This is a genomic window from Brevibacillus migulae (genome assembly GCF_004521915.1).
Taxonomy (GTDB): Bacteria; Bacillota; Bacilli; order Brevibacillales; family Brevibacillaceae; genus Brevibacillus_F; species Brevibacillus_F migulae.
The window spans coordinates 154429-171722 of record NZ_SDKD01000006.1; the positions used below are offsets into that span (position 1 = coordinate 154429).

Genomic DNA, 17294 nt, shown 5'->3' on the forward strand with positions numbered 1-17294 from the left:
TTTCTCTATTTTGTCTTGTTTGTTCTGTTATTATTTGCTGGCAGTGTTTTCGTTTGGGCAAACATGGTGGTGGGGGAAGGGAAGAACGAGCGTGACTGCGTTCTTGCCACACCCGCAAGAGAGTCTATACTGTCCGGTTCCGCTTTCAAAAACGGTACGTCGCCAAAAGTTACGAAGAAGCGTATTCAAACGTAGAGGTTGCGCGACAAACATGTCCCGTTTTGAAAGCTCCACCTGAGCAGGTGTGACAAAGACTCCGTCCTTCCCGTTCTTCCCTTCCTCACGCGGCTGTTGAAGCCCCTTTTGAAAGTACACATAATCATTTTGATGCTCCGAAGAGCTGCATTCAAATTTATTCCTATACAAAAGCTTCTGCTACGCTGGAGAGCATGTTTCGAAATGGAGCGCCTGCGGAACCCGACCCAGCGCAGCAGTAAATCGCGGGAAAAAGGGGTGCAAACTTGGCTGCGCTTCAAAGCGTTGACCACTTTTTGCACACCCCCGCGTTTTGCTGCGGAGCGAACAGTCATGACCCACAGCCGGGTGGAGAATGAAGCGGAGTTTCGAGACATGCTCACCCCACCGCAGCCACTTTTTAGCCAAAATGAAAAAAGCCTGTCACCATCATGACAGACTTTCATCATCGATGAAGCTCGATCAACAGGATAACAGCCGTAATCGCACAAGGAACACCTGCCAGGAAGAACCGGACCATCCACAAATGGCGGTGGTGACGATCCTCTTCTTCTTCTGCAGCATAATTAGCCCTGATGCGGTCTCCACTTAGCATCGAACCCGACAGGATGGCGCTCAGCAGCCATAGTCCTCCTCCCGTAAAGGTCGCATAAAGGAGGAGAAACCGTTCGTCTTCTTTCCACCCCGAGATGAGTCCTCCCGCACACAATAAACCGATCCCCACCAATAAGGATCTCATGCTCCCACTCCTACATTCTTTCGCTTTCCTCTATTACGATTAGGGCGAATGTTGGTTACGGGTATTCCTACCTATCTTTGATGAGGTTTTCGCCCAGCCATATATCCCAGTTCCCAGACTCTCCTGATACACCGATGAGCATACCCGCCCATCAACATATGCCAATCGAGGCCAAAAGATGACCATATTCCTCCAGATGATGTCAACTAAGCGGGAAACGATATGGAGAAGCCGCCTGCAAACAAGTATAAGTAGCTTTCCGCCACTTCCTGTTTCCAGATTTCTTCAACTGCCCGCTTGTAATAGCGCAGCTGTTCCCCGTATCGCTCCCGAAGCTGCTCGATCGCCTCTGGCGTAGGTTCGGCTGCGATGCCATCGGTTTTGAAGTCCAACAGGACCAACCTGCCGTCTGCTTCCGCAAACATACAGTCAATCACGCCTTGGACGATGATTTTCTCATCAGGGTAAGCAGACAGCTCGGTGCGAATTTCTGCTGCCGGAATCGCCAGCGTGAAAGGAAGCTCACGGTAGACGGCAGGCGCAAGCTTCATCCGCTGCCCTAGCTCGGAAGCAAAGAAAGCGGCAATCTGGCCTGCTTGCACGGCATCTGCCTGCTCCTGGGTCAAATATTGCCGATCTACCAGCTTGTTGATCTGCTGGCGAATATCCGCTTCATCCAAAGAGCGGGAAAGATCCAGATGCTGCATGACCGTATGCATGATCGTCCCCAGCTCCGCAGCTGTAAAGCGTTTGGAAGGGCCATTCCCGTTGGAAAGGAAGTGCGGCTTCTGATGTATACGCGGCAAGCGATAAGGCATCCCGCTGTCCATCGAATGCCGCTGCTTCAGGTCGCTGACACTCCATTTGGCTGCGGTGGTAGCCGCAATCTGATGAGGATCCTCCCAGCCCAGCGCACGTTCAATCACCTGCTGCATGGCTGCATCTCTCGGACGGTCCGCGACCAGCTCCCGATTGACCAGCTGCTCCCAGAACGCCATTTCGCTTCTTTCCATCTCCGTCTGTCCCGTAAGCTCTGCAGCCGGATAAAAGTGAAACGACCATTGTGATCGATCCTGGATGAGCGGCAAAGATATGGCCTGGGCCTCTTGCCCTTTCTCCATCGGATACGTGCGGAGCGGTTTGGCAGATGGATGCCGCAGCAAAGCTCGGCCAATCCAGTCCAGGAAGCCTTTGGCTTGCTGCAAATCCTCATCGGCTAGCGTATCCCCATCTGTCTGCTGATGCCCCCACTGGACAATGCTTTTGCCCAGATCCTTGGCGGAGCCGACCAGTACCAGCTTTTCACGGGCGCGAGTAAGGGCGACGTACAAGACACGCATTTCCTCAGCGAGCAGCTCCCTGCGCAGCTCCTGACGAATGCCAAGCATCGCCAGACTCGGGTAACGCAAGCGCAGCTCGGGATCTGTAACCTGTGGTCCGAAGCCGAGATCCTTGTGCAGCAGGAAAGAGCTTTTGATATCCATCGTATTGAACTGCTTGCCTAATCCCGCTACGAACACAACCGGGAACTCCAAGCCCTTGCTTTTGTGGATGGTCATGATCCGGACGACATCCTCACTCTCGCTTACCGTACGTGCCTCGCCGAGATCATTGCCCGCCTGCTGCATGCGATCCACAAAGCGCAGAAACCGGAACAGCCCGCGATACGAGCCCGCTTCGTACTGTTTGGCCCGATCGTAGAGAATCCGCAAATTGGCCCGGCGCTGATGCCCGTTTTCCATCCCGGTCACATAATCCATATAGCCTGTCTCGTGATAGATCAAGGAAAGCAACGCGGCGAGCGAGCCTTGACGGGCTTTGGTGCGCCAGCGATTCAGCCGCGCATAAAAGCCCCTCAGCTTACGGCGCAGCCCCTCATCTGGCGAGTCCTTCTCCATATACTGTACGACCGCTTGGTGAAAGGAACCGCCAGGACACTCGATTCGAATCTGTGCCAGCTCCTCTTCTTTCAGGTTGCCGATCGGGGAACGCAGGACGGCAGCCAGTGGAATATCCTGCAGCGGATTATCGATCAGCCTGAGCAGGGAAAGCATCAGATCCACTTCTGGCGCTGCAAAGTAGCCCCCGCTCTGTTCCGCATATACCGGTATGCCGGCCGCACGAAGCTCCTCCTGGAGGACCTGTCCCCAACCTGCGGTAGCACGCAGCAGAATCACCATATCACGGTAAGCGACCGGGCGAAGGCCCCCCGCTTTTTTATCGAATACGAGGAGCGGTTTTTCCCCTTCTCCTGGCTCCATCCATTTCCGAATACGCCGGGCGATGAGACGCGCTTCCAGCTGAGCGACGCTCGCCTCTTCTGCAAGGTTCTGCGTTTGCGCAGCATCTGCCATCACACCTTCGGGCTCCTCCGTGCTGATGACCCCTTCATCCCCTTCTTCCGCATCCGGTGCAGTCCGATCAATCAAATGAACCTCTGCCTGCAAGCGCTCCGGCTCGACCTCCGGATAGCTTGCACGGCAAATCAGCTCTGCTGCACGGTCATACGCAAGCTCGCCTATGCCCGGTGTCATGATCAGCCGGAACAGATAGTTGACGGCATCCACCACCTCGCTGCGACTGCGGAAGTTGGCAGCCAGATCGATCCGCAAGCCTTCCGCACGAGCGGCATCGGGCCCATCATGATCGGTTTCGTACTCCTGATACTTTTGCATGAAGAGATTCGGCTCCGCCAGACGGAAACGGTAGATACTCTGCTTCACATCCCCCACCATGAAGCGATTTGCGGCTGCAGCTTCTTTCCCATCCCGGGACACCATTTGTAGAATCGTCTCCTGCACGAGGTTGATATCCTGATACTCATCGACCAGCACCTCGGCGAAGCGAGCCCTGAGTGAGCTTGCCACTTCGGAAGGCAGCGTTGTCCCATCCTCATCCCGCTGGATCAGAATCTGCAAGGCGACATGCTCCAAATCGCCAAAATCGACCAGAGATCTTGCCCGCTTCTCTTTTCGGTAAGCTTCCTCATACTCGTCCACCAGGCGCACCAATGTTTTCATATGCGGCGCCATATTTGCCAGATCCCGCAGATATTCCGCAGCGGCAGTGTTGAAATATTCTTCTTCCAATGCCTTCAGTCGCTTTTTCACACTGTCCCGCAAGCCCTGCACCTGCTCTTTGACGAGCGGGTCGGCATCCTTGACTGCAGGCAGCCGTTGAAATTGGATGGCAGACAATGCGAGTCGCAGCGGTTCCCAGCCTTGTCCTGCCGCTTGTGCAGCTGCCTGTACAGCCAGCTGCTCCACTTCGAGCACCGGCACATACGCATTGGGTCCTTCCGGCGAGGAGGCAAATCCGATCGCTTTTGTGAGCATCGAGGTCAATGCTTGCAGCTCTAGGCGAATCGCCCGCAGGATACTCCGAGTCCACGGCAGGCTTTCCAAAGGCGTTGTTTCCTCCACTTCAAAAGCTGCCGCCACCTCGCTGAGCCATGCAGACGGCCGCGGATGACTCCTCGAAAAATCGTAAATCCGCAGCAGAAGGCTCTGCAGTGCAGCATCATCCTGCCCATCCACCATCCGATCCGCCAAAGCTTGAAAATCGGGATCCTGCTCGTACCATTCCTCCAGCTTTGCTTCCAACACATCCTGACGGAGCAGCTCTGTCTCCATCGGATCGGCAATGCGGAAGTCCGGATCGAGATCGACCATGTAATAATATTGACGAAGCAGCTCCAGGCAAAAGGAGTGCAAGGTCGTGATCGTCGCACGCTGCAGCAGTGTCAATTGACGGCGCAGATGAGCCGATTGCGGATCTTGCTCAATCGCTTTGCGCAGCGCTTCGCCAATCCGGTGGCGCATTTCGGCAGCCGCCGCATTCGTAAAGGTTAAGACCAGCAGCTCGTCCACTCCGATCGGCTCGGCGGTATCCGTCACCTTCCGGATAATCCGCTCGACCAGCACCGATGTTTTCCCTGATCCTGCCGCCGCTGCGACGAGCAAATTGTTTCCCTTGCGAATGATCGCTTGCCACTGCTCATCCGTCCATTGCTCAGGCTTCGCTGCTTGCTGTGTCATGACGCTCTCCTCCTTCCCCGTTTCCTGCCAGCATGGTCCATACGTCTTTGTCTTTCCATTTTCCTAGTTGGCGCACTTCATTTCCTTCCAAGAGCGGATCGTAGTGACAGACCGCCTTATACGGGCAGATCTGGCAAGCGGTAAACGTGCCCTGTGTATACGGAGCTACACGGATCTCCCCATCGGTCATGCGGGTGGTGAGCTCTTTTACCGTGTTGCGCACAAAGCCCTGCAGCGAACGGAATTGCTCCGCTGTCGCCACCGATGAAGCCGCCGTGAAGCTGCCGTCTTTTTTCAGGCCATACGGCAGCAGCTCGGAATTGCCCGACTCCGTTTCCCCGTCCATCAGCCTGGCCAGCTCTGTATCCGCCAGCATGAGTCCCTTCATTTTCAGCTTGGCCGCTCTTTCCTTGGCTGCTTCGTCCGCCGTCAGAAGCCGTTTTGCTGTGACTACCGGATCAGCGACTTGATAGTAAAAGACCCCGCCGATTTCTGCTTTGCGCCCCAGCCATGCATCGGCATTGGTAAGCACTACGTCCAGATAGACAAGCAGCTGGAGATTCAGTCCGTTCCAGACATCGGCCAAGGCAAGCTTTTTCGGCCCCGATTTATAGTCAATCACGCGCAGATAGAGCTGTTCTGTCTCGATGGATTGATCCACACGGTCGATCCGGCCGATCAATTGGAGCTGCAGCCCGTTATCCAGCGACATGCTCAGGCCGGGAAGCTCTCCATTTGGACCGAAGGACACCTCCAGACCGATCGGAACAAATTTGCTGCGCTTGGCATGCTCGCCCAGCACATAGATCGCTCGGCCAACCGCGCGTTTCAGCCTGCCCGTCAGATAGCGGTAGCGTGCGGTCCGCTGCAGGATGTTGCTGCGTGTAATCGGTACGACCTCGTCCACCACCTCGCCAGCCAGCCTCATGCTGCCTTCTTCCGAGATGCCTGCCCACTCCAGCCGCTCCAGCTTCATCTTTTCCACGACACGCTTCAAGGACTCGTGGAACAGCTCTCCCACATCAAAGCGCTCCAGCCGGTACATCTCCCGCTCCGTAAGACGCAGACCATGCGAGGAAAAGTGGGAAAACGGACACGTCTGAAAACGCTCCAGCCGCGATACGCTCATCCGCAGGTTCTTGCCATACAGGGCATGGCTCGTCTGCTGCGGCAAAGGGGTGACCCGGTTGGCATAGCGCAGACCGGACAGCAGCCAGCGTTCACGCGATACATCCGCCGAATGCCGGACAAACCATTCGTACACTTCCCACCAGAAAGGTGACAGCGTCCCACCGCGCTTTACCTGGCGCAGCAAGGTCAGCAAATGCCCAAAAACCTGGGAGGGCCGTCCCAGCAAAAACTGGTCTTCCGCCGCGTCTCCTGTCGGTTCATTGGCAAAAAATCGGATCGATGTTCCCGGCAGCGTTTCCTTCACTCGCTCCATGATCGCGGAAGGAAGCAGCGCTTTCCCTTCCGAATCTGCCAGGGAAGCGCTCAGCCACAACCGCTCGGAAGGCCGGGTAATCGCTTGATAGAGCAAAAATTGCTCGGCCATCAGCAGCTGCTTGGCACTTGGAGCCAGCTCGTACCCTGCCGCGGTTAGCCGTTCCCGTTCGGCTTCATCCAGAATGCCGTCCTCTACATGCCGCATCGGAATCATGCCTTCATTCACCCCAAGGATGAAGAGTGCTTTGACATCCGGCTGCCGCGAGCGTTCCATCTGACCGACGAGCACCTGATCCAACGCGGGCGGAACCAGCCCGAGTGTGATGCTTTCCAAGCCACTGTCGAGGATGCGGACGTATGTCTCCAGATCCAGACGTTCATCCCCCATCGCTTCAACCATTTGATCGAACAGTTGCATCACGCCATTCCAGACCTGACCATGCTCTTGAGCGGCATCAAGCTCTCCGGCTTCCTCCGCCTGATCCTGCCACTTCTCAAGCTGGTCTGGTACTTGCACCGTCAAAAGGAACTGATAGAGCGCTGTGGTGATCGCTCGTACATCCATCTCCTTCGCCCTTTGCAGCTCTGCATCCAGAGCCAGGAGAGGCTGGGCAAACCTGCGGCGAATCTCATCGATCTGCTCATAGCCTTGCTTTTGTCCATGAAAGCCCCATGGCTCCTTATCCGCCCAATGCGAGCCAAAGATGCCATAGGCGAGCACGTAGTTCTCCAACAAATCGATTTGCGAACGGACCTCATACAGACTCAGCTGCTCAGGCATGATCAAATCGGTCTTCAAGCAGCGCACAACCGACTCATACCGCCATTTTCCCGTGACAACTTCCAAAGCGGAGCGGATCAGCTCAATGACCGGGTGATGCATGACGGTACGCTTTTGGTCCAGGAAATGGGGAATCTTGTATTCTTGAAACACGCTTTCGATCTCGTCCGCATAGGGCAGGATATCCCGCAGCAAAATGGCCATGTCTCGCCAGCGGTAGTGGTGGTCCCGCGCCAAGGAGAGGATTTGCAAAGCGACAGCCTCCACCTCTGCACGGCGATTGGCTGCTGCGATCAGCATGACCTCGTTTTCGCGTGCGGGAGCCGGACTGGCTGCCGGTTTTCGCCAATGAAAGAGATGCCGCTCCAGGTGGCTCAGACTTGGACTCTGGGCAAAGCGGCGCTGCTCCGTCAGCAGGATGGGATCATCGATCGAGACACCCGCTTCCCGAGCCATGCGGCTGATCCGCTGATACGTCGTGATTGTCGGATGAAAAAGCGCCAATTCATCCGCTTCCATGTCTCTCTCATCCGGATCGAGCGAGAGTGCGATCGTCACCTGCCGGGCGTGGCGCATCAGCTGCTCGACCATGAGATACTCCTGTGCCGTAAAGCCGGTAAAGCCATCGATCCAGATCTCCGCATCCCTTATATATTCCGAATCCGCTGCCTTTGCAGCCACACGTGACAGCATCTCGTCTGTGTCATAATATTTGCCTTCCAGATAAGCATCATAGGCCCCCATGATGACACGCAAATCATGCAGCTTTTGCGTAAGGGTCCCGCTGCCCCACGCTGCCTCGTCCAGCTCTTCCGTTGAGATCCCGAATGCTTTGCACTCGCTCACCATGCGCGCCAGCTTCCCGACGAATCCTGGCTGCTGGGCGGATCGATGGAATAATGTTAGCTGGTCACGGTATCTTTCCAGCAGCATCCGCAGGACCATCTGCTTGCCCAAGTCATCAATCGGCAAAAGAGTCGCCCCGCCCATTTCCTGCAGTAGGCGAAACGCCAGGCGGCCAAAGCTGAGGACTTGCGAGCCAATCACCCCTTGCAAGCCGGGAAGCGTCGCTAATGTATATTCTGCTTGAAAGGTCGCCTGCTCCGGCACAATCAGAATCAAGGGTCTGCCTGCCGGATTCGTTTGCAGCCGTTCCTGCAGCTGTGTTGTCATTGTCGTGGTCTTCCCCGATCCTGCCCGACCAAGGATAAATTGAATCCCCATATGTCAAATCCTCCCGCGTTACTCCATTTCCAGCTCGATCCGGCTGCCTGCCCCCAGCGGCTCTGCCGGGGTAATCACCAAACGGCGCGGCATCCGATTGCGCAGTTCGGGAACGTGGCTGATCAGACCGATCGTAAAATGATCCATGCGCAGCCGTTCCAGTGCATCCATGACGACCTCCAGCAGCTCCGGATCCAGCGTTCCAAAGCCTTCATCCAGGAAAAAGAACTCTAGCCGTCCGCCGCGCATTTGAATTTCTACAGACAGAGCCAGTGCCAGCGCCAGCGAGGTGAGGAAGGTCTCTCCACCGGACAATGTGCTCACCGGCCGCCTGATTCCGCCCGTCCCTTCATCGCGCAGGACAAATTCTCCGTCGTCGCCAAGCTCCAGCGCATAGCGATTTTTCGTCATCCGCTTCAAATGATAGGAAGCATCGCGTGCGATTGCGGCCAGTCGCTCCTCTGCAATGAACTGAACAAACGCCTTTCCTTCGAACAGCTTTCGCAGCTCCTCCAATCGGCTCTGCTCATCCGCTACATCCTGTAATTGGGCCTGCAAGGCTTGCCATTTCTCGTGGTTTTCCATGATCCGGGTGACCGCTTGTCGCGCGATCGCCACGCTCTCCTTGGCCGTCTGGAATAGCTGATCCAGCTCCTCCCAGCCCTGTTTCATCGCCAGCCATTCTTCCTCGGTAATCGAGCGTCCATCCAGCTTGTCCATCAGACGCTGGGCTTCATAGGTCAACCGGTCCACTGTCGTATGGTATTCCTGGATGCGTGACTGATAGCCCGGCAGCTGTTCGCGCTGCGCATACAGCTGATCGATGTGCTGCGGATCTTCAAACCCGTGCTTACGCAGCAAAAGGGACAGCTCTGTATCCGCCTCGCTCTGCTGCCTGCTCCGCTGGGCTACTGCCTCCTCGGTTTTCAATAAACGCTCCTGCACCTCTTGAAGCAGCTTACCGGCTTGTTGACGGGTGGACTCTGCCTGCTCTATGCCGCTTCGCAGTGCCTGTAAGCGGAGCGAAGCATCCTGCAAGCGTGATGCTGCCGGCTCTCCTTGGGTCCGTTCCTGCCAACGTTTCTGCTTTTCCTCCCAGAGCAGTTTTCGTTCGCGGATGCGCTCACGCAGGGCTGCTTCCCGGACGGCGACTTCACCCTGCTGCTGTTTGGCAGCATCAAGAGCCGCTTGCAGCTGTTTTCGCTGCTCCTCGCGCTGATTGCGCTCTGCTTGGAGTCTGTCTCGTTGCTGATCCTGCTCCTGCAGTCTAGCAAACTCGGCATCGATCTGCTCCAATGGCACCTCATGCTCATGCGAGCGTTGGCGCAAATCAGCTTCCAGGCGCTGATATGCCTCTTCCGCTATTTTAACTCGCCCCTGAAGCTGCTCTCGTTTTTCCTCGCTCTGCTGGAGCATGGTCGCTTGCTTTTCATAGGCAAGCTGCTGTGTCACTTCCTGTTCGCGAACGGTTTGCAGACGCAGCCGGAATTCTTCGATCTGGCCTTTTCTGCGTTCCCTCTCCTGCATCTGATGACGCAGCGTCTCTTCGACTTCCTTATACCGCTGCAATAGCTGATCAATCCCGGCAACCTTCCATGGCTCACCCAGCGCAGCACTTTCTGCGATTAACTGGGTAATGCGTGTTTGGATGCTCGTACCCTCCTCTGAAAGGGAAGCTTTTCGCTGCTGCAGCGCGGCGAATTCTACCTTGCTTCGCTGCTCTTGTTCCATTGCGTTAGCACGCAGCTGCTCGGTCTCTCGCACCTTCTCTTCCGCACGGGCAATCCGGCTTTCCCACTGCCGGCTGTCCGCCTCTCCCTGCAGCAAGAGGTCGTCCCGATCATGTTCCCGGTATGGATGGTGGGTCGAGCCGCAAACCGAGCAAGGCTCCCCAGGCACGAGCGTTGCACGCAGGCTCCGAGCCATGTGCGCGCGCTGCCAATCGAGCCATGCTTTGCGGACTTCCTCGAGCTCTAGCTTGCTCTGGATGTGCTCCTTATCCACTGCCTCCCGCTGTGCTTCTGCTGCTCGGATCGCTGCTTCTGCCGCTTGCCATTCCGATTCTCCCTGATCCCAGCGCCGCTGCCAATCCGCTTGCAGCTGCAGTTTTTCCCGCCATTCTTTCCCCAGCGCAATGACTTGGGTCAATGTGTCACGCGTTTTCTCGATTTCCTGCTCATCGATTGCAGGAGCTGCCTCTAGTGCAGACAGCTGCTGCTGTACCTCTTCACGCAGCTTTACCGCGTCCAGCAGGGCCGCATGGAGCGCAGTGACTTGCTGCTTCATTGCTTGAGTTTGTGTTTCCGTGCTGGCGTATTCCTCGGACAGTTCGCGATACTTTCTGCGCTCCTGTTCCCATGCCAGTTTCCGGTCTCTCAGGTCTTGGAGGAATTGACGCCGCTCGGGACTGACTGTGGCCGCCAGCAGCTGCTCCTCCAGCCGCTTCAGCTCTTCCTGAAGTCCAGCCAAGGTGGATTCATCCTTTATAATCCGGGCAGCCTGCTGCTCCAGCTCTGCCTGCAGCTTGAAGAGCTCTCCTTCACCGGCTGTCAGTTCATTTTGCAGGGCAGCCAGCTCTTGCTCCCAGGCGACCGCTTCCTCCAGCTTGCTTTTCTGTTCGATGAGGGCGGGTTCTTCCTTGCGCAGACTTTCCGCTGCCACTTGGTAATGGCGTTCCGCTTCCTGCTGATTTTGAGCCGCTGCCGCATGTTCCGTTTTATAGCGTGCAAGCGTGTCCTGTAGCGTGAGCATCTCCTGTTTCAGCTGTCTGGCACGTTCCAGCTGCGGCCAGATCTGCAAGCTCGCTTCGATGTCCTTGGCTTTCTTAGCAAGAAGCTCAATTTCATCACTCTGCGCCTTCCACGCTTGCAAACGCTGAGAAATGACGGATAGCTCCTGCTGCCACTGATACACCTGCTCCTTTTCCCGCTTCTGTTCCGCCAGATTTTGCGCCTGTTCCCGGTACGCCTGCTCCAGCTCACTCGCGGTTTCCCATTCCTTCTGCGCCGCTTCCAATGCTTCCGGTCCGACGTCGCCCAATGCTGCCAGCTCGATGTCGAGGCGATGGCGCTCCTGTTTGTTTTGTTCATACTGGGCTCTGATCTGCTCGCTCAGCTTCTCCCCATACTCATGGAGGTGAAACATTCGCTGCAGCATGTCATTGCGCTCACTGCTTTTCAACGTAAGGAAACGGGCAAATTGCCCCTGTGGCAAGACGACCGCTCGGGTAAAGTCCTGCAGAGTCAGCCCGATCAGCGATTCAATCGTTTGCGTCACGGCCGTTGATTTCGACTCGATGACCCGGTCCTCTTCTCCTTCATCCCGGGCGCACTCGATCAGACGGACCTCCGGCTGACGCTTGTTCCCTTTTTTGTCCAACCCAAATTCACGCTCAATGACAAAACGTCGCCGCTCCTCTGCTTGTCCGATCTCAAAGGTAAACGACACGAAGAGACGCTGCTCCAGCTGGTTCAGCGCTTCTTGCGGGTGAGACTTGCCGCCTTGGCGAACGACCTGTCCGTATAAAGCCAGCGTAATGGCATCCAGGATCGTCGATTTTCCGCTGCCCGTCGGACCAAATATCCCAAACAGTCCTGCTTCACACAGTTTTTCGAAATCAATGACCTGCAGCTCCCGATAGCTGTGCAAACCAGACAGTTTCAGTTGGATGGGTCTCATTCCCGCTCACCTCTCTCTTCCCGGTCCTGTACCTGCGCCATCAGCCGTTCGAATAGCGCAACTACCTTTTCGTCCGGCGATACACCGCGTTTCCGTTCAAAAAAGCGGCGGAACAGCTGATCCGGTCGCAGCTCCTCTTTTTTCGTCTCCGGTTGCTCAGCCTCTTCCTTTTTTCCATCGTGCACAAGCACTCGCTGTATTTTTACAAAATCATCGCTCAGTTTGCGTAAACGTTGAAATTCTGCCGGATCGATCGCTTCCCGCACGTGCAGCTCCAGATCAATCCAGCTCCCTGCGTCGCGGCCTTCTGCGAGCCACTGCTCTACCTGGGCAATCCCCTCCGTAGCCTTCCATCGCGCAAGAGGCCGCCCGCTTTTCAAATAGACGATTTCCTCCTGCACCGGCTGCCCTGGTATCGCCTCGACGATGACGACTGCCTTGCTCTGTCCTGCTTCGGAAAAGCTGTATGCCAAAGGTGATCCGCTGTAGCGAATCAACGGAGTGCCACTCAGTTTTTGCAGGCGATGAAGATGCCCCAATGCCACATAGTGCGCATTTTTCGGAAAGGCTGACGGCGATACGGTCAACGCTCCGCCGATTTGGATCGGACGCTCGGACTCCGTCTCCATCCCGCCCATGACAAAGAGATGGCTGGTTACGAGATTCACTGTATCCTCCCGGAATTTCTGGGCATATTCGCCCAACAGCTTGCCGATCCGTTCCGAGTAGGCCTGCTGCATCTCTTCTTGGGTAAAAGACTCGCTGATCAATTCTTTCAGCCGAGATTCCGATGGATAGGGCAATGCAAGGATAACCGCATGATGATCGATGCCCGGCAAAGCAAGCTCCAACCAGGAAGGACCCGCTTCGATTATCCGTACTCGCTCGGTGTCATTCCTTCCAGCTGTACTGACAAACGGGGTTTCTTTGGGCAGGCCAAGCAGGACGATCCCATGCTTGTAGGCCAGCGGAGCAGCCGCACGAACCCGCTCTGGCTGGTCATGGTTTCCGGCGATGACGACCACTCCCCGTTTCCCTTCCGCAGCCAGCCGTTCCAATGCATCATAAAAGAGCTCTTCTGCCCACGCCGGCGGATTGACCGAATCATAGACGTCCCCTGCGATCAATACTAGGTCGATTTCCTTTTCCTCGACAATCTGGCACAGTTCGTCGATAAACGCCGTCTGCTCCAAACGGCGGTCCCGTCCTTCCAACGCCCTACCAAAATGCCAGTCTGCGGTATGTAAAATGCGCATCCACTTTCACCTCTAACGATCATTTGTTTGCCTTCTTTTCATTGTATCAAAAGATAATGGGTGTCTGCGCGGCTTATTCACTGGAAAATGTGTTTCGAGCGGTAGTGGTCGGGGAAGGGAAGAACGGGCGGGGCTGCGAAGTTGCCACCCCCGCAAGGAAGTGTGGACTGTCCGGTTCCGCTCGCAAAAACGGTACGTCGCGCAAAAGTTTCAGGAAGCCTTTTCAACGTCGAGGTTGCGCGACAAGCGTGTACCGTTTTTGCAAGCTCCACCTTGGTCGGTGTGGCAAAAACTCCGCCCGTCCCGTTCTTCCCTTCCTCATGAGGCGGTTATCGTCCCCCGTATCGTAATAAAAGGAGAGGATGAAATGACAGCCTATTTCATGCATGAAGGGATTGGATATTGTCTGTACAGCTTTAAAATCTTAAGGCATTTAAGGATTTTTCTTTTAACAGGCTTCTGCTACGCCGGAGAGCATGTCTCGCAGCGGAGCGCCTGCGGAGCCCGACCAAGCGGAGCGGCATATCGCGGGCAAAGGGGTGCAAACCCGGCTAAGCTGCGAAGCGAAACCACTTTTTGCACACCCCCGCGATATGTTGCGGAGCGGCCAGTCTCCACCCACAGCGGGGCGTAGAATGAAGCGGAGAGGCGAGACATGCTCTCCAACCGCAGCCCCGGAAAGAAAAAAACCGCCCTCCAGACAAAAAGCTCTGAAAGACAGTTCACATCAACCTATTCCTTCCCATGCCGAAACGGCACCTTCGGACTTTTCAACACCTGCAAACAGATATAAGACATGACGCCAAACAGGCAGGTAATCACCATGGAATGGAAAATCGTTGCATATAAGTGCAGTTTGAAATATACGACCAATGCTCCGCTGATGATCTGTATCGTGATCAGCACTGCGGAAATCATGCTCGCCACGTACACATCCCGGCGGCTTTCCCGGTAACGGTTCATCGCATACAAAGCGATACCCCAGACAAGGAAGAACAACAATGCGGCGCCTACGCGATGGGCAAAATGAATGCCTGCCTGTCCACTCAGCTCCGGAATCAGCTGTCCTTTGCAAAGCGGCCAATCCACTCCACAGCCCATGCTCGAGCCTGTGTGTCTGACATAGGCCCCGAGATAGACGACGCCATAAGCGTAGATCGTTACCGCCCAGACGTACTTGCGAAACCCGGATGAAACCGATTCTTTGACGAATGCATTCCCCTTATGCCGCTGCAAGACAAAGATCGTCAAAAGCAGCACCCCAGTGAAGGCGAGCAAGGAAAAACCAAAATGCAAGGCCAACACCGGCGACGACTGTGGCCACATGACCGCAGAAGCGCCTAAAAGCGACTCCACTACGATGAATAACATCCCGAAAATCGCAAGGCTTTTTACCTCTCGATTGTCGCGGAAACGACGCCAGGCCGCAATCGAAAAGATCACTACCACAATGCCGGCGATCCCTGTCGTAAAACGGTGGCTGTACTCGATCAGCGACTCCAACGTATATTCAGGAACCCATTTTCCGTTACAGAGCGGCCAATCGTTGCCGCACCCTAATGCTGATTCCGTTTTGGTCACAAGCGACCCAGCCACCATCACGATAAACATGAGAATAGTCGCAAAGATCGCCAGCCAACGCAGCGATTTATCCATATCTGTCCCTCTTTTCCCCTAACGAACGCCGCTTCCTCTATCCTCACATTCAGGCTGCTCTGCCAAAACATTGCCCTTATCCGCCAAATAGAGAAACATCCCTTGCGAACAAGAGATGTTTCCTATTCGTAGACGACCCACATCTCATTATTCGAGAAACGCGCGTCCTATGCTTTATAGCAGCACGCTGATGAAGATGGCGCCACAGAATGCCATCAGGTAAACAAGCGAATAGCCAAACAGCTTTTTCGCCCAAGCAAGATCATCCTGCGTCTTGAAGCCTTGGAGCAGCAGCACCAAATAAATCAATCCAAGCACACTCGTCACGATCAGATAGAGCAAGCCCGCCTCAGAATAGGCATACAGCAGCAGGGAGGCAGGAAACAGAGCAGCGCCCCAGAAAAACATTTGGCGTTTGGTCTCGTAAAATCCTTTGACAACCGGCAGCATCGGCAGACCGCCCTCACGATAATCCTCTACTTTCATCATCGCCAACGCCAGGAAGTGCGGCGATTGCCAGAGGAAAAGTACCAGGAATAGCATCCAGGCGCCCATATCCATGCTGTGGGTTACCGCCACCCAGCCAATGACCGGAGGCGCAGCACCCGAAATGCCGCCAACGACTGTGTTCAGCGTTGTTACGCGCTTGAGCGGTGTATAGATCAGGACGTAAAAAATATGGCCGATCAATCCCCATACCGCTGCGAGTGGATGAACCAATACCCCCAGCACGACCAAGCCAAGCAAAAGCAAGGCGATCCCCAACAACAGCGCATTTCTCGGAGAAATCTTTCCGGAGGCAACACCGCGGTTCTTCGTTCTTTTCATCTTTTGATCGAGGTCGCGATCATAGTAATTGTTAAGCGCAGCCCCCGACATGATGAACAAGGCCGTTCCCAACATGGTGAAAATCAGGACTCCGAGATCGGGAGAGCCTTTGGATGCCAGCCAAAGACCGACAAAGGCCGTCATTAAATTGGAAACGGTGATACCCGGTTTGGTTAATTCCAGATAATCACGCCAAGTCGCTGCAGTAGCAGGTTCTATTTGCACAGAGGAATCCGTGCCTACGGACTCATCATAGGTTACTTGCTGATCCAACTTCTTACCCTCCTAACGGGCGAAAAATACGCCAAGTCACTTACCTGCCCTGATCAGAAGCTGCAGGTTTTCAGTCTAGCTCTCATTTTAGCCAATGGCTGTAAAGACAGTCAACTGAGGAAGATTGCTAAATCGAAAATGGCCTCTCAGTAGCTAACAGTAGTGTATCAAAAGTTACATACGAATGGACCACGTAATCTTGACAATCTGTTGACGCTACGAATGCTTCAAGCCCGCCATCTTCCGCTTTTTGGGCTCCTCACCTACTATCTCCACAAGTCTTGGCTTTTATAGATCTTTGCCTATTTTCAGCCCACGATCGCACCATCCACCCAACTATCCCATAGTGTGTATTAGTTTGGCAGGACAGAAGCGGATATGATCCAAATAAAGACGGGATGGGAAAATATGGACTTTCATTTAACCGTGATTGGTTTATTCGTTGGATTTCTCGTTGGGCTGACAGGTGTCGGTGGCGCAGCTCTTTTGACCCCGCTCTTAATCATGCTGGGTATCCAACCTACCATTGCAGTAGGCACTGATCTGGTATATAATTCCATCACGAAAATTTTCGGAACCCTGCAGCATTGGCGCCAACGCACCGTCAATTGGCAAATTGTATTTTGGTTCGCGGTTGGCAGTGTGCCCAGTGCAGTCGTCGCCGTCCATGTCATTCATTGGATTGACACGCTGTTTGGAAATGCCGACCAGTTTATCCAAAAGGTATTGGGCGTAGCCCTCATTCTGATTCCGATCGCCATGCTGATCAAAACGATGCGCGATCGCAGGGATCCACGCCCCAATCGGTGGCAGCAAATGTCGTTGAAGCAAAAGCGGAAACAAACAATCGCCATCGGGGCCGTGCTCGGCTTCATTGTCGGGCTGACCTCTATCGGGAGCGGCTCTCTATTTGCACTCGCTTTGATGTATTTTTTCAACCTGAGTGGCAAAGAAATCGTCGGTACGGACATTGCCCATGCCTTTTTACTGGTCACCGCAGCCGGAGTCGCTCACATGGGCTTCGGGCATGTCGATTACACAGTCGTGTTGCAGCTGCTCTTCGGTTCCATTCCTGGAGTATTTGTGGGCAGTATCCTTTCAACCCGTGTGCCTACCCTGTTCCTCCGCTTCCTCATATCGACCATCATCCTCTTCACAGGCATCAAATTAATCTGATATGG

General features: G+C 54.9%; 9 protein-coding genes and 1 pseudogene. 3 read left to right on the plus strand and 7 right to left on the minus strand.

Going from position 1 to position 17294, the window contains the following annotated elements:
• Window positions 1-2: 2 nt before the first annotated feature.
• Window positions 3-95 (plus strand): annotated as a pseudogene (locus EIZ37_RS26720) (B-box zinc finger protein); the annotation flags it as partial.
• Window positions 96-399: 304 nt separating this feature from the next.
• Window positions 400-630, plus strand: coding sequence for a hypothetical protein (locus tag EIZ37_RS09045; RefSeq protein ID WP_134684265.1), 231 nt, complete (start codon window positions 400-402; stop codon window positions 628-630).
• A gap of 10 nt (window positions 631-640) precedes the next feature.
• On the opposite strand, the gene EIZ37_RS09050 is transcribed toward EIZ37_RS09045, so the two are convergent.
• From EIZ37_RS09050 to cyoE, 7 genes are all read right to left on the minus strand, one after another.
• Complete coding sequence (locus EIZ37_RS09050; protein ID WP_134684266.1) at window positions 641-934, minus strand: DUF5316 domain-containing protein; 294 nt, start codon at window positions 932-934, stop codon at window positions 641-643.
• 206 nt (window positions 935-1140) lie between these two features.
• Entirely contained in the window at window positions 1141-4971 is a 3831-nt protein-coding gene (gene addA, locus EIZ37_RS09055; RefSeq protein WP_134684267.1) for a helicase-exonuclease AddAB subunit AddA, read from the minus strand.
• Entirely contained in the window at window positions 4946-8422 is a 3477-nt protein-coding gene (gene addB / locus EIZ37_RS09060) for a helicase-exonuclease AddAB subunit AddB (RefSeq protein WP_134684268.1), read from the minus strand. Before addB ends, addA begins: the two co-directional genes overlap by 26 nt.
• Window positions 8423-8440: 18 nt before the next feature.
• Window positions 8441-12100 (minus strand): AAA family ATPase, encoded by a 3660-nt coding sequence (locus EIZ37_RS09065; protein ID WP_134684269.1) that lies wholly within the window; start codon window positions 12098-12100, stop codon window positions 8441-8443.
• Window positions 12097-13356 (minus strand): exonuclease SbcCD subunit D, encoded by a 1260-nt coding sequence (locus EIZ37_RS09070; protein WP_134684270.1) that lies wholly within the window; start codon window positions 13354-13356, stop codon window positions 12097-12099. Before EIZ37_RS09070 ends, EIZ37_RS09065 begins: the two co-directional genes overlap by 4 nt.
• A 732-nt stretch (window positions 13357-14088) precedes the next feature.
• Window positions 14089-15012 (minus strand): COX15/CtaA family protein, encoded by a 924-nt coding sequence (locus tag EIZ37_RS09075; RefSeq protein ID WP_134684271.1) that lies wholly within the window; start codon window positions 15010-15012, stop codon window positions 14089-14091.
• Window positions 15013-15186: 174 nt separating this feature from the next.
• Window positions 15187-16113, minus strand: coding sequence for a heme o synthase (gene cyoE, locus EIZ37_RS09080; RefSeq protein ID WP_134684272.1), 927 nt, complete (start codon window positions 16111-16113; stop codon window positions 15187-15189).
• 408 nt (window positions 16114-16521) lie between these two features.
• Between cyoE and EIZ37_RS09085 the strand changes: the two genes are divergently transcribed.
• Window positions 16522-17289: a sulfite exporter TauE/SafE family protein gene (locus EIZ37_RS09085; RefSeq protein ID WP_134684273.1), complete on the plus strand. Its 768-nt coding sequence runs from the start codon at window positions 16522-16524 to the stop codon at window positions 17287-17289.
• Window positions 17290-17294: the final 5 nt, after the last annotated feature.

Bases quoted from the DNA above. Each gene is read 5' to 3' on its own strand.
- EIZ37_RS09045 (WP_134684265.1), top strand. From the start codon at position 400: ATGGAGCGCCTGCGGAACCCGACCCAGCGCAGCAGTAAATCGCGGGAA.
- EIZ37_RS09050 (WP_134684266.1), bottom strand. From the start codon at position 934: ATGAGATCCTTATTGGTGGGGATCGGTTTATTGTGTGCGGGAGGACTC.
- addA (WP_134684267.1), bottom strand. From the start codon at position 4,971: ATGACACAGCAAGCAGCGAAGCCTGAGCAATGGACGGATGAGCAGTGG.
- addB (WP_134684268.1), bottom strand. From the start codon at position 8,422: ATGGGGATTCAATTTATCCTTGGTCGGGCAGGATCGGGGAAGACCACG.
- EIZ37_RS09065 (WP_134684269.1), bottom strand. From the start codon at position 12,100: ATGAGACCCATCCAACTGAAACTGTCTGGTTTGCACAGCTATCGGGAG.
- EIZ37_RS09070 (WP_134684270.1), bottom strand. From the start codon at position 13,356: ATGCGCATTTTACATACCGCAGACTGGCATTTTGGTAGGGCGTTGGAA.
- EIZ37_RS09075 (WP_134684271.1), bottom strand. From the start codon at position 15,012: ATGGATAAATCGCTGCGTTGGCTGGCGATCTTTGCGACTATTCTCATG.
- EIZ37_RS09085 (WP_134684273.1), top strand. From the start codon at position 16,522: ATGGACTTTCATTTAACCGTGATTGGTTTATTCGTTGGATTTCTCGTT.